The 11,892-nt window shown below is 34.9% G+C and carries 15 protein-coding genes; 6 read left to right on the top strand and 9 right to left on the bottom strand.

What is annotated here, in order from left to right:
- Positions 1–57 precede the first annotated feature (57 nt).
- The gene (locus tag ON073_RS05075; protein WP_274760778.1) at positions 58–459 is read left to right on the top strand and encodes a hypothetical protein; all 402 of its coding nucleotides are present in this window, start codon (positions 58–60) and stop codon (positions 457–459) included.
- Here the strand turns inward: ON073_RS05075 and ON073_RS05070 are convergent.
- Entirely contained in the window at positions 456–698 is a 243-nt protein-coding gene (locus ON073_RS05070) for a hypothetical protein (RefSeq protein WP_274760777.1), read from the bottom strand. The two genes, ON073_RS05075 and ON073_RS05070, sit on opposite strands and share 4 nt — an antisense overlap.
- A gap of 169 nt (positions 699–867) precedes the next feature.
- Here ON073_RS05070 and ON073_RS05065 point away from each other — a divergent pair, with 169 nt between their 5' ends.
- Positions 868–1,452, top strand: a complete 585-nt coding sequence (locus ON073_RS05065) for a hypothetical protein (protein ID WP_274760776.1) — start codon at positions 868–870, stop codon at positions 1,450–1,452.
- On the opposite strand, the gene ON073_RS05060 is transcribed toward ON073_RS05065, so the two are convergent.
- From ON073_RS05060 to ON073_RS05035, 6 genes are all read right to left on the bottom strand, one after another.
- Positions 1,453–2,532 (bottom strand): hypothetical protein, encoded by a 1,080-nt coding sequence (locus ON073_RS05060; RefSeq protein ID WP_274760775.1) that lies wholly within the window; start codon positions 2,530–2,532, stop codon positions 1,453–1,455.
- Entirely contained in the window at positions 2,513–3,424 is a 912-nt protein-coding gene (locus tag ON073_RS05055) for a hypothetical protein (RefSeq protein WP_274760774.1), read from the bottom strand. Before ON073_RS05055 ends, ON073_RS05060 begins: the two co-directional genes overlap by 20 nt.
- Entirely contained in the window at positions 3,421–4,116 is a 696-nt protein-coding gene (locus tag ON073_RS05050) for a hypothetical protein (RefSeq protein ID WP_274760773.1), read from the bottom strand. Before ON073_RS05050 ends, ON073_RS05055 begins: the two co-directional genes overlap by 4 nt.
- A 178-nt stretch (positions 4,117–4,294) precedes the next feature.
- Positions 4,295–4,756 carry a GIY-YIG nuclease family protein gene (locus ON073_RS05045; protein ID WP_274760772.1) on the bottom strand — a complete coding sequence of 154 codons (462 nt, stop codon included), beginning with the start codon at positions 4,754–4,756 and terminating at the stop codon, positions 4,295–4,297.
- A gap of 11 nt (positions 4,757–4,767) precedes the next feature.
- Positions 4,768–5,145: a nucleotide pyrophosphohydrolase gene (locus ON073_RS05040; protein WP_274760771.1), complete on the bottom strand. Its 378-nt coding sequence runs from the start codon at positions 5,143–5,145 to the stop codon at positions 4,768–4,770.
- A 62-nt stretch (positions 5,146–5,207) separates the two neighbouring features.
- Positions 5,208–7,169 (bottom strand): DUF2779 domain-containing protein, encoded by a 1,962-nt coding sequence (locus tag ON073_RS05035; protein ID WP_274760770.1) that lies wholly within the window; start codon positions 7,167–7,169, stop codon positions 5,208–5,210.
- Between the two features lie 111 nt (positions 7,170–7,280).
- Here ON073_RS05035 and ON073_RS05030 point away from each other — a divergent pair, with 111 nt between their 5' ends.
- Positions 7,281–7,616 (top strand): hypothetical protein, encoded by a 336-nt coding sequence (locus ON073_RS05030; RefSeq protein WP_274760769.1) that lies wholly within the window; start codon positions 7,281–7,283, stop codon positions 7,614–7,616.
- Positions 7,617–7,638: 22 nt separating this feature from the next.
- On the opposite strand, the gene ON073_RS05025 is transcribed toward ON073_RS05030, so the two are convergent.
- Entirely contained in the window at positions 7,639–8,106 is a 468-nt protein-coding gene (locus tag ON073_RS05025) for a hypothetical protein (protein WP_274760768.1), read from the bottom strand.
- A 186-nt stretch (positions 8,107–8,292) separates the two neighbouring features.
- The gene (locus tag ON073_RS05020) at positions 8,293–8,592 is read right to left on the bottom strand and encodes a hypothetical protein (RefSeq protein ID WP_274760767.1); all 300 of its coding nucleotides are present in this window, start codon (positions 8,590–8,592) and stop codon (positions 8,293–8,295) included.
- Positions 8,593–8,670: 78 nt separating this feature from the next.
- Here ON073_RS05020 and ON073_RS05015 point away from each other — a divergent pair, with 78 nt between their 5' ends.
- The 3 genes from ON073_RS05015 to ON073_RS05005 all read left to right on the top strand — a co-directional run bounded on the left by ON073_RS05015 (position 8,671) and on the right by ON073_RS05005 (position 11,877).
- Positions 8,671–9,819: a WYL domain-containing protein gene (locus ON073_RS05015; RefSeq protein ID WP_274760766.1), complete on the top strand. Its 1,149-nt coding sequence runs from the start codon at positions 8,671–8,673 to the stop codon at positions 9,817–9,819.
- Between the two features lie 15 nt (positions 9,820–9,834).
- Complete coding sequence (locus ON073_RS05010) at positions 9,835–10,188, top strand: hypothetical protein (protein WP_274760765.1); 354 nt, start codon at positions 9,835–9,837, stop codon at positions 10,186–10,188.
- 99 nt (positions 10,189–10,287) lie between these two features.
- Complete coding sequence (locus ON073_RS05005; RefSeq protein WP_274760764.1) at positions 10,288–11,877, top strand: hypothetical protein; 1,590 nt, start codon at positions 10,288–10,290, stop codon at positions 11,875–11,877.
- The last annotated feature ends 15 nt before the right edge of the window (positions 11,878–11,892 follow it).

Genomic DNA, 11,892 nt, shown 5'->3' with positions numbered 1-11,892 from the left:
TAACTCCCCCAACGTGTTCCTACTTAATTTAAAAGACATAAAAGTAGGAACTTTCAAATGAGCCAAAATCAATATATCCGTAAATATAAGCGTATTTCTAAATCAAAGTGGGCATCACATGACAAAAGTACAATATTACTATTGGCAGACGTTGTTAATGACACAGATGGTGAAATAGAACTGGGGTTTACTCGATATATCTATTTACACCGAGATGAGGTGGGCAAGGTACTTGGTATATCGATTTCAAAAGCTATATTTGATGAGACCGATCTTCATTTTGAAGAACGTTATCTTGAAGGCACTGACATGTTGTTATTGCTATTAACTTATATTGAAGAAATTGCTGAATTCTGTGAGTTATTTTCGGATGAATTTAAAAGCATTTTCATGTTGCCACCTAAAGATTATTTTGAAGTAGCAATTCAAGTTTGGTGTGAACAAATTGAAAATACTTAACTAGAGCGAGCCAAATGGCTCGCTTTTTTTCTTAAAATAAAAACAGAGTTTGGGATACAGTTGCCATCATATTCGGCTTTTCTTTCTTTTCTGGCATTTGTTACGCGTTGTTCAAGCTCTTCTCTTTCTTCTTTTGATGGCGGCGATAGTTCGATACCGCAGAAGTGTGTTTGAATGTTTATTTTGCTTGTAACCATTTTAAAGATAAAAAATTCAGTTAAGTTTAAAAAGTAAGTCAAAGGTTTATCAATTTATAATAACTAATCAAATAAAGCCTCTCATATTTAGCATAATTTATTAAGTAACACACAACAATTTCAATGAAGCTATTGATTTGTAATAAATTTCGTTTATCGTTTAATTAGAAACGTTACTTTTTTAATAATAAATATCTCAAAAGGGATTTTCATGAAAATAAAAAAACTGGCAGTAATAGCGTCTATAGCAATCGCTTTCTCTGGGAATGTAATGGCTGAATCTTTGGTTGAACAGATCAAAAAACGCGCAGGTGCAATTTCTGAAGTTAAAACGCTGCTAAATGACCCAGACCAAAATGTACGTTTGGCTGCATTGGATGTAATGTTGAAATCAAATGATACAGCAATGCGCGAGCTAGCCTATACAACAGGTTTTAATAGTGCAGATGACACTTTTCGTGCTGTGACTCTGAGAAACAAGCTTAATGAAACGGATCTATTAGCGTTAACACTAACCCTACCTGAAAATGCATCTGAAAAGATTCAAAAAACTTTTGCATATTATGGTGGAATACTCTCATTGCAATTTAAAGACTATGATGAAAAAAATGGAAAATTTACAACGGCAAGCACGCGCAACCCAGGTTATAAAAAAGCAGGCAACTTATCGGGTTTATCATTGACATTTGCTACAAGTTACTGTGGTGGTACTCTTGTTTTAAATGAAGAGTCTGAATTAGCGGGTACTATTACATGTGATGGTCACTTGTTTCCCGCAAAAGCCAATATAATTTAACTAAAATACAGAAATTTCACTTAACGTTAAACGTTCTTTATTTCCCCAGTTAGAGGCAAAAATGATTTTAATTCGTTTTGCTTTGACTGGGGATAACTTCGCCTCAAATTGCTCATCATTATTTATCCATGTGCCAGAGAATATACTAGCCCAGCCACGCTTACCTGAAGCACGGCGGGTAGACAGTATTTGAATATTTTTTGGCATACTTGATTTGTCTGTGATATTGCCGTTAAACGAAACTGAATTTATCACTTTAAGTTCACCATTAAAGTCTAACGTTAGCTCAATTGCATTGTTATTTGGATTAACCACCCATTGACTTGAGAGGTTATTGTCATTTATATGATTAATTCTAAAGTCAGAGCCAATTGCAGAGTGTGACCACTCGGTAATCTTATACTCAATTTTATTTAGGTTGTTTACTTTATCTATTTTACCTTTCTCTTGCGAGGAGAGGCCTGAAAATGATGAGCTTGTGAAAAATGGGTTTATTGTTTCAATTGCTCTGTCCATTCGAAGTGCTTTACCTTCACCACTTTGACTGTCTACAGATTGAAGTATACCAATGGGAGTACCTTGCGAAAAAATAGTACTGCCACTCAAACCTTTGTAAAGAGGCTCACCTGCATTGCTCTTTACTTTAAAATTAATTAAGTCTAAATCTATTAATGAAGCAGGGATGAATGACTTTGAACCATCTGAATTAATTGTTGAAATACTAACGTTTGTTGTATTTTTCAAGACATTATTAATTGGTTTAAAACTATTGATGTCTGTATTACATTCAGTTGCAGCTGCACCAGAAACTAATGAGATAGATAAATCATAACCAAAGGTTTGTACTTTTTCTGCCTCCCCGAGTGAGCGCTTCGATGTACCTGTTAATATTGTTGCAAAAAAATCTTCACCTAATACATGTTTTGGTGTGATTAAATAACAGTTATTTAAACGACTTACTAAAAAGCCTTGACCAATTTCACCAGCATCTACGTGTACTTGCGTTAATGTCGACGCATTAGATAAAAATGTAGTTGAAACAAGGCAAAGGCTGAGGAAATTATTTATTGTTTTTTTCATCTGTATTTCGGTGTTTTGTTAGGTGTTTATAGAATAAATCTACAAATTCCATAAGTAAAAAAAGTGTTGCAAACAAGGTAGATAGTGCTGCTATAACAGGGTCTTTTGTGATTCGCGACCAAAAAGAAGGTTTAATTTGGTAGCCTTCAGTACCTAATCGACTTACATTGAGTGACTTACCTTCACCATGAACTGTAAAACTAATGTTTTTGCTATAACCTATCTGTATAAAACCTTTAACTTTAGATAGAGTGGTATGAGCTTTATCTTCATATAGCTCAAGTCTATCACCAGTATCAAACTCATATTCTCCAGCAACGTATCGATTATTCCTGAATAATTGTTTTTCAACAATTTTAACATTGCCGCCTAATAAAATTGTATCAACACCATTACCTACGTCTTCACCTATTCTAATCGTACCTTCAAAAGGAATTACTTTTGTATTTTTAGTGGGCAGCACAATTTCAACGTAGTCCGGTAAGTTAATGGTATTTTTTGAGGTCTCGAGTTGGCCTACTGAGCCACTATTGTTCAGTATTATTAGATACTTGCCTTCAGGAGTTACTTGAATTGAAGCTGTTGTATTGTTTGATGGTGAGAAGTATGTGCTGCCAGGTAAAGGCTCTAACTTCTCGTTACTGGCAGAAATATCATCTAATAGGGTGGCTAAACTGAGATCCCACTGGTTTAATGGAGTATTTGTTAAAGTAACTGACAGTGTTTCTGTTTGGCCTGTAATGGTATACACGTTTTCTCGTTCCACAAACAGTGTAATAACCACAGCAACAGCTAAAAATAAAATAAAAATAAGGCTGCCAAACTTAACGCTTCCTGACTTTATAGCGCTTAATATGGCAACAAATTTAAATTGAGAACTTAACTTATTCATACATCTCTATACATCAAATTTAGCTTTACAGAAGGAAGTGATCTACCTGACTTTCTCCGTAAAATCGCGATACTATTCTTGCCTACAGATAATGAATCTAAATTTAAATTACATATGGTGTCGTATGCGGTTCTTTTACCTTGCTCAATGCGCTGACACTTTTGAGTTTTATGCTTTGCCAAATTGTTTTTTAGATTGATAAAAACATTGCTTCTACCAGAGTTAACTAAAATACTGATGGTTTGAGCTTTGCTGACTTCGCCAACAGCACTCAAGAATATGGTGTCAGGTTTATTGTTTGAACAATCACCAGGAAATGCTAGGAGTGCAAGATTGTTTCGGTCAAGCTTTGATAATTGGTCTTTATATTTGGTTGGATAGTCTGGATAAACAGGGCCTTCGATGTTTTTAGTGAGAAGCTTGTATTCGTTTGATGAATAGTAAGTGCCATCAATGGATTGTGCTTTTAAGCAGATCGAATCAGACTCTACAGATGGCAACATGATATTTAATTGAGTTAAGTCTTTATTTGACTGTGCTAATACGCCAGTAATCACTCTTCCACTAACTGGCACATCAGCGTTGAATTCTTCATAGAAGGTGTCTTTTGCAAGGCGAATTTTTAATTCATTGTTCGCTAAAAGAGGTTGATTAAAAATGAATAAGCCTAGTATTAACGCGTATAGCTTCACTCAAACTCCCTTTTGAAAATTGTAGTACGAAAACAGCATTTATTAGATTATAGTTTTAACATTTTGACTTATATAATAAAACACTAGAATAAAGAATAGTTCATTAATTTTGATTTGCAGTGGAAGAACTACCCGATATTGCCAATAGATAGAATCTTCCACTTTATCATCCTTTGAATTATTTATTATTACCACCAAGTTTGCCGAATGCAGGTTTTAGTTCATCAGACAAGTTGTCTTCGACAATTTGTAATACTCTGGCTGGTAAGTCATATTGGTAGATAGACACTTTCACCTTGCCTTTAAACCAATGTGATAAGTGAAGAGAGTAAGTAGCTTTATTCCCATATCCAAAATGCTGTTTTAATCTACTTACTAAACTTGTAGTTGATGAACCAACATATAATACAGAGTTTGGCTTATTTAACTTTGCGCATTTTCGTGATTTTTGTACTTTGAAATCACGAAACTGTTCAAATGTGGAGTTCGGATCACCATCGATCTCTTTTATCACATAGATTGCTTGTTTAATTTTAGGTAATAGTGGCAACTCTTCTACATGTTCTATATTAAATTCTTGAATAGGCTTTGCTAATTTAGCTTCTTCACAATCCTTGATAAGATTATCGATGTATTTCATTTGGCACCTCACTAATTTGATTCGTTGGTTAGCTTGTGATTATTAATATGTCTTTCTTTATCTCGACCTGTTTTTTTATCGAGGTTTTTGTTCATAGCAAACTCTAAATCAATTTCCATTTGATTTGCCAAACAAGTCACAATAAATAGTACATCTGAAAGTTCATCGGCGATTTCAGCTTTTATATCACTTGGTTCTTTGCCCTTCTTAAAACTTTGCTCTCCATGGGTACGAGACATTAAGCGGGCTACTTCACCAACTTCTTCCATTAAATTGGCAAGATTTGTCATTTCGTCAAAGTACCTTACCCCAACATTTTTAATCCATTCGTCAACTTGTGTTTGCAAGTTAGTTAATCCAAGTTTTTTATGTGTAACTATTTGTTCCATTTTTAGAGTCTCTACGAGTTTTAGTTGGGCTAATAATATATTTGGAAAGGACGCTTAATGTCCTACTTTTGCTTCAACATAACTTGCCATGCTTCTTGAAGCATTACCATTGCAAACGTATCTAATTCACAATACATCAGCAGAGCTTTTTGCAATTGGTTTCGTTCATAATCAGACATTTCAGTAAATTGCATTTTGGCATAAGCGGTAAGTGCTAATCCGCCATTATTTAATTCATCTGTTTCTGATAGCAGCTCAACATCGTGATCTGTGATGTCATCGAATAGCTTTGGAAGTGTTTTGTAAGGGTCATTAACCTTGCCAGCATCATCAAATTGAATCCAAGTTTTTTTGACAAAATTATGGCTATGGATCTCTTCTGTACCATAAATAGGTTTACTATATTTTTCTTTTAAATAATTGGAGCTGTTTAAAATTGCAGGTAAAACAGCCTTTAAAGAGTTTGAACCATTTGTAACGGGATCATAGTGGTATTTTTTAACTAACTCTAATTGGTCTACCATACAACGCTTTCCAATCCAATGTTCATTGCTTTTAGCTGTTGATTTAGTGATTGATTTAATAAACTCACATAGCTCGGCGCTATCTGTTTCATTTGAACATTTAAGTTGTTGAAGAACCATGTTTAAATAGGTGTTTTCATGATTGGAATAGCGAAAAATAGTGCCATTATCTTGTTCCAATTGTGCCTTTAACTCTCTCACGAAGTTAAAGTTTGGAAATTCACCTTGCTCGGTACATAAAAATTGACCGGCATGCTCAACTTTTCCGTTTTCATGCAAAATGTGATGTGAAAACTGAAATGCAATTCCCTCATAAGGATGCATCCCTTGGTAAAATGGTATGGCAACAGCACTTGTTTCAAAATCAATAAAATGCAGTGGGTATGTCCACTTTTCCATTTCCTTTTTCAGACCATCACTATCAAAAAAAATATTTTGGTCTTGATTTTGTACTTTCTCTATTTGAAGCCATTGCCTTTCTTTTTGACTGAGAGCAGACTCACCTGACTCTTTATAGTTGATATCTTCCTTCTCTATATCTTTTAATTTAATTTTGCCATTTTGAATGCATTTGTCGGCACTCTTAAAATTGGCTATATCGAGTACTGTTGGGTCTGAAAAATCTTTTTCTTGCCAGTTTAATTGTTGTTTCCAGCATTCTTTAAACCCAGATTTTTGGCTTTCGTTTTCATTGTTGGTTTTAAATTCACACTTTTTACATTTAGCGCCAATAACAGGTGCTATTTTTTCGTCCTGTTGGTAGTAATTGGCAAATTCGATGATGTTTTCTTTAAAACTGTTAGCTGGATAACCCGTTTTTAGTTCATTTTCGTATGCAAGATTAACAGCGTGGTCTACATTCACCTGTTTTAGGATTTTGGCTTTTAAATCTCTCTCTGAAAGTTCGTCCGTCACAACTTCCCGTCTATTGTTTTCATTTTTTATCAGTTTGAACTTTTGATTTAGCCCAGAAGTTGCACATTGTGAATCTTTATCAACAAGCATTAGATAACTTGAAATCTGTGCATCTGGAAATGCGCTTTGTAGAACATGCTTTTGAAATGCAACATCGAAAATATAGGGTTTCCAGCTTGATTCAAGCTTACCTGACTTATTTAAGAAGTTTTTGTCTTCATGCTTTGAGTAAGATTTAGCTTTAACCTCAATTAGCTCCAAAAAGTTACCATTTTTAACTAATATATCTACGCGAATAAATAGGTTTCCAAAGCGAATTGCAGGTTCGAATATCACTACTTCTTCTTGGTTTAATAACTTATTGGTTTGTGAAATTGCTTCTTCATAATCAAGCGTTGTTATTTCGTGGCCTTGAGGGAAATACTGTTTAGCAAGTTCACCTACCTGGAAACCGCCATCAGCTAAAGCCGTTAAAAACGCATCATCAAGCTTAGTATCAGGATATTGAATTTTTCCTGTATAAAAAAGCTTTGTGGGGCATTCTGTTGCTAATTTGAATCGTGATTTTGTCAGGTATCTGTTCATTTTATAGCCTCCAAGAGTGATAAGTTATTATGATAGCTTTAAAGTGGACGTTATTTGTCCTAAAAGGCTGTAAAATAATCCTATTTACTGTGAGGTTAATTTGCCATGCTATTGATAAAAGAACAACTTTTGGAAGAGGCATTCTTAATAGGAGTGCCAAGTGAAATGAATGGAAGCCCATTAGCAATTTTGGCATTGACGGGCGTTTTGTATAGTCAAAATGGTAATTTAAGGATGCAAATTATCAGCTTTGAAACAGGTGGAAATACAGAGTTAGCATTTAACTATTTTCAACAGTTTTCGATATCAGCTTTAATTGAAAATACTAAAACAGATGAAAAGTTAACATTAGAAGCTTTTGGTAGCCCTTGTCAGGCATATAATTATTTATTGTATCGATTCGAAATGCAGTGCTTAAAGCAAAATACAATAATTTTGAAACTGTAGATGTAAAGGAGCAGTAGCTCCTTTAATGTTTATTATTTGAAAGTAATTTATTAAATACAATGATGACAATAGGTGATGCGATTATGCAAATTACGATGCGAAAAACGCCACTGAAAATACCTTCTTTGCGCGCTCTTAACATCATTAAATATTCTTTTTTCATTTTATCAGGCATGTACATGATGGTGACCCATTTCACTTTTAATTCGTAATCTCTTCGCTCTGTTCTAAGAAAGAAGAATAAATACAATGATGGGTAGGAAATGAGAATTGTTAGAACAAAAAGTTCTAAGTTCAATACCTTGTTAAAATACATTACACCGACGAGTATAGTTGCGTAAGTAAATAAAACGCACATCAAGGCATCAAACCAGTAATCTTTTCGCACACGATACTGCTCTGGCCTTGATGCAAGTAGATCCTCTAAATTTGGGCGAGGTTTATTTAAATCTTCAATGTTTGGTAATTGTGTTTTGGGTAAGTAACTCATTATCAACTCCTATTTAATTGAAAGTGAAAATATAAATTTTCCTAGGACGTTCTAAGTCTTACTTTTTGTATTTAATTTAGTGAATTGTCTGATTTGGTCATTAATTAAAGCTGACTATGAAAGTTTGAATTGATGCTAACCCTTTTAAAGCCTAATCTGTCGCCACTTATAATTTAAAACAGCTCTTTAATGATCAGGTGAAGTATTGAGAGCAATTAACTGAGATAACCTCTGAGCATCAAGCAAAGTATTTTCTATGAATGTCAGTTGTTCAGAGTTTTCAGTTAATAGACTGCTTTTTTGTAATAATTCAATTACTGCAACAAGCAAATGGGAAAGTACATACCACTGTTTCTCGGTTAGTTGAGGATTGGGTTTATTTATATTTGTTAGAAGTTCACTGATTTCAACTGCGATAGATGCATCTTCATAACACATATCATTAGTGAAAAGCGACAGTATTTCATATAGTTCGGTTGATAACATTATAAAACCTCCATGATTGACGAGGAAGCATATTAAACTTAAAGTAGGACTTAATTAGTCCCATTACTTGATACTTAGATGATACAAATCAGTAAAAGTGAAAAACGTCGAGTTTTATCAGAAAAAACAGATTTAACAGCCACATTGCTAAATGCGATTGGTGTAGGTAAAAATCAAAAAATTAAACTAAGCACATTAATTAAAGAGCACTTATCCCATTACCAACGTCCTCGGCAATCTTCAGAAGCTTTTAAAAAAGATATTTATCGTATAATCACGAGCTATTTGTCGGATGATAAAAGTGGTTTACAAGTTTTAGGTGAAGGTAAGTCGCCACGTCAATATTATTGGTCATCAATTGAAAGTAAAACGGATGCTATTGAAGCATTTAGCATGTCTGAAGCAAGAGCTTTTGCCTTTCAATTTATTGAAGAATATTTATCTACATTAATTCCACCACATATCTATAAAAGTCTTACGACAGACTTTATAAAAGCGAATGAAGTAATCAGCAAAACTAAGTCAAACAAGTACCTAAACAAATTAGATTTTAACCCAATGGGCTATGATTCTTTTAGCAAGTTAAATCAAGAAAGTTTCACAGCCAATGAGTTAGAAAAGTGGCAAAGTATTTTTGCATTTACGTTTGAAGAGTCCTGTTTTACAGCAAGCTATACATCAATTCACTCAAAGTTTGATAACGGTGACGGCAAATTACTACTTTCACCACAACGCATTGTTTTACTGAACAATCAAATAACGGTATTGGCTTATGAGCATAATGCTGGTGCGTTAAAATTCTTTGAAATAAGGCGTTTGACTAATATCAAAAAGTCCAAGATAACATTTCAAAGTGTTGACGATGGTGATTATCAAGAAAAGCATTACTTTAAGGCAATTTGTCATACATGGGTTAAGCATTACTTCGAATCAATTCACTTGGGCGATAGCACTAGGTTTTCGCCCACATCGCATCAAAATTGCTGGGTATTAGAATCACAGATAACATTTCCAAAACACTTTAATTTTGAGGGAGCAGACCTATTTTTCTTTGCAAATTTTTTGGGCATGTTTAGCGACTCGATAGTTGTTGAGGAGCCTGCCTTTTTAAAAGAAGAACTTGCAAGAAGGGCGAAGCAACTGGTAGAAATGTATCAAAATAAAGATTCACACTTAGAAATTATCGCTAATAGTCCGGAAATTATGGCGACAAAAAGCAAAAATTAAACCCAAGGAAAATTCATGGCAAATACATATATTCAACTACCTTATAGTCAAGGCGAAAATAACTTAGGTAAACACAATGATGGTTTTTGGAGTGATGCATTAAAACGATATTTGTTAAGTCTAAATGAAAAGGGGGTAGCTATTGCTGCCCGAAATTGTACATTAGCTGAACTTAAAGAGAATGGCTTAGAGGTTAGTTTAGATTATTTTTTGCGAACTAATTTTGTTAAATATCCTGATATTAAGCAAGCAGTAACGTCAGTTCGTGAAGATCTAATTAAAACGGGCGATTTTGAAATTAGAACAGTAAGTCAAGAAGGCCGAGGCAAGAACCCTGAATGGATATTTGTTACTAACGACTTCTCATAAATAGCTATAAAAATGACTCTCTAACTTCGCAAGCTTGCAAAACTCTTATTAAAAACCATCTGCGTTAGTCTAAAAATCCAAATTATTTAAGGATTTTTTATGACTAACGTACAACCTATTATTGAACACACAACTACAGACAACTTTTCATTTTTACAGCACTGGTATCCAGAGCTTTATCGCCTAGCGATGGATATGGATCGTTTCTATTCACAAGATCACAGCTGTGCGTTATTAAAAGCACGCTTGTTTGCTGAAGTGTGGTGCCATATCTTTGCCGAAAAAGTTGGCGTGAAATTGGACTGTAATACTGAACTTACTAATAAAATTAAGCAATTACAAAGTGTAACCAATGTACCACCATACATTATTGATGAGCTTGAACTAATTCGCCTTAACGCGAATTTAGGTGTACATGCATATTGTTCATTAACTAACGAGTGGTTTGGCCGTGCACAAGCAAGTCAAAAACAAGTAAATAACACCATGCAGGCGGTGTATGAGCTAGCAAGTTTTCTTATTTTTAATATTTGTGGTGAAAAGGGTGAAAAAACCAGTTGGCAAGCGCCCACACATATTGATGAGATTAAGAACGTAGAGCTTGCTCTTAACGGCAATAAAGAAGCCAATTATGCACTAGCAAAGCAAGCACTTTCTCAGTTAGAGCATTATAAAAGTAAAGAGCTCGTTGAAGATTTAACACGCAACCAGGTTAAAACGCTTAAGCGTGATTTAGAATACTGGTTATCACGTTCAGCACTGTGCAATGCACAAGGCACAGCATTACTTTATGCCAAAGCTTATCAGCTAAAGTGGCTGCAACCATGCGAACACCACAACGCAGAAACGTGTTATAAAGCGGCCATAAAAGAATGTGAGAGTGGCGAAGCCCATTACGAATTCGCTCTTTACATTAATAAAAAAGGGCAAAATAACCGCGCTTGGCAACATGTAGAAAAAGCAGCCGAACTTGGCCATTTTGAAGCCATAACTGACTTACAAGATCGCTTCAAATCGAAAGATACACTGCAATTTAACTACTGGCTTGAAAAAGGCATCACACATAAAGAGCCAAACTCGTTTACCGTTGATGCGGGCTTAAAACTTAAAGCGTGGCTTTTAAATCAAGCAGATGAGCTGGCGCAAAAACGTGCACGCAGCGCATTAATTGAAGCCAAAGCAAGGCGTGCAAAAGGCATTGATTGCCTGCAAGCATATTGTGATTACTTTGGTTATTGGAACAAAACACCAGAGCAAGAAAAGGCGCTTGCTACATTAGCTGAAAGTTACAGCCAACTACCTAGCTGGTTCAACTTTAATAAAGAGCTGTTTGAAGTGTTAAGAATGCACGAATCGCAGCGTAAGTTGGCTATTAAAATTGGTAACCAAGTTGTAGCAAAAACGCAGTGCAACGTTGAAAAAGCACAGCACAAGTTTGATTTGGCCATGCTTATTTGGCAAGAGCTACAAGCGCGCGGCACAGTAAAATCGCCCTATGCCTTAAAAACACTTATTCGTGAAGCAGCAAGTGAAGGCTGCCAAAACGCAGTAGAATTTTTGGCATTACCAAAGGGTAAACAGCTTATGCGCGACAACAGCTATGTCACAACACGCACCCAGTTCAAACAGCCAGATCGCAAAAAACAAAAACAAGCTAAAAAGAAAGCGCGTAAAGCAAAAAAGAAATAAATACCTTATTTTGTA

The sequence above is a fragment of the Pseudoalteromonas sp. G4 genome (assembly GCF_028875915.1).
In the GTDB taxonomy this organism is placed as follows: domain Bacteria; phylum Pseudomonadota; class Gammaproteobacteria; order Enterobacterales; family Alteromonadaceae; genus Pseudoalteromonas.
The sequence above is the reverse complement of the archived record's forward strand: the minus strand, read 5'-3'. Positions and strand labels throughout refer to the sequence as shown.

Bases quoted from the DNA above. Each gene is read 5' to 3' on its own strand.
- ON073_RS05075 (WP_274760778.1), top strand. From the start codon at position 58: ATGAGCCAAAATCAATATATCCGTAAATATAAGCGTATTTCTAAATCA.
- ON073_RS05065 (WP_274760776.1), top strand. From the start codon at position 868: ATGAAAATAAAAAAACTGGCAGTAATAGCGTCTATAGCAATCGCTTTC.
- ON073_RS05060 (WP_274760775.1), bottom strand. From the start codon at position 2,532: ATGAAAAAAACAATAAATAATTTCCTCAGCCTTTGCCTTGTTTCAACT.
- ON073_RS05055 (WP_274760774.1), bottom strand. From the start codon at position 3,424: ATGAATAAGTTAAGTTCTCAATTTAAATTTGTTGCCATATTAAGCGCT.
- ON073_RS05045 (WP_274760772.1), bottom strand. From the start codon at position 4,756: ATGAAATACATCGATAATCTTATCAAGGATTGTGAAGAAGCTAAATTA.
- ON073_RS05040 (WP_274760771.1), bottom strand. From the start codon at position 5,145: ATGGAACAAATAGTTACACATAAAAAACTTGGATTAACTAACTTGCAA.
- ON073_RS05035 (WP_274760770.1), bottom strand. From the start codon at position 7,169: ATGAACAGATACCTGACAAAATCACGATTCAAATTAGCAACAGAATGC.
- ON073_RS05025 (WP_274760768.1), bottom strand. From the start codon at position 8,106: ATGAGTTACTTACCCAAAACACAATTACCAAACATTGAAGATTTAAAT.
- ON073_RS05020 (WP_274760767.1), bottom strand. From the start codon at position 8,592: ATGTTATCAACCGAACTATATGAAATACTGTCGCTTTTCACTAATGAT.
- ON073_RS05015 (WP_274760766.1), top strand. From the start codon at position 8,671: ATGATACAAATCAGTAAAAGTGAAAAACGTCGAGTTTTATCAGAAAAA.
- ON073_RS05010 (WP_274760765.1), top strand. From the start codon at position 9,835: ATGGCAAATACATATATTCAACTACCTTATAGTCAAGGCGAAAATAAC.
- ON073_RS05005 (WP_274760764.1), top strand. From the start codon at position 10,288: ATGACTAACGTACAACCTATTATTGAACACACAACTACAGACAACTTT.